Here is a 232-nt window from a genome sequence, read left to right as displayed (position 1 = left end):
GGGCAAGAAAGCCCCAAATGGAGTTGTTTTGATGCTTGAACACAAGAGACAGATACCCGCCAAGGTTCCTGAAAGGCTCATAAAAAGATGCCAGGCAGCAGCTGCAAAAGAAGGTATTCCATTTGCTAAATATATGGAAAACCTGATGCATAAAAGCACAAATACAAGCGACTTCGAGTATCTGGTTTCACAGACGTTATTAGAAATTTCAGAGAAAATATCAGAGCAAGGT

At 40.9% G+C, this 232-nt stretch carries 1 protein-coding gene; it reads left to right on the top strand.

Annotated features, from left to right (window positions below):
* Positions 1 to 31: 31 nt before the first annotated feature.
* On the top strand, positions 32 to 232 hold a 201-nt coding region (locus O4G76_RS21755; RefSeq protein ID WP_269399149.1), incomplete at its 3' end, for a hypothetical protein.

Source organism: Limimaricola sp. G21655-S1 (assembly GCF_027213785.1).
In the GTDB taxonomy this organism is placed as follows: Bacteria; Pseudomonadota; Alphaproteobacteria; order Rhodobacterales; family Rhodobacteraceae; genus Limimaricola.
The sequence above is the reverse complement of the archived record's forward strand: the minus strand, read 5'-3'. Positions and strand labels throughout refer to the sequence as shown.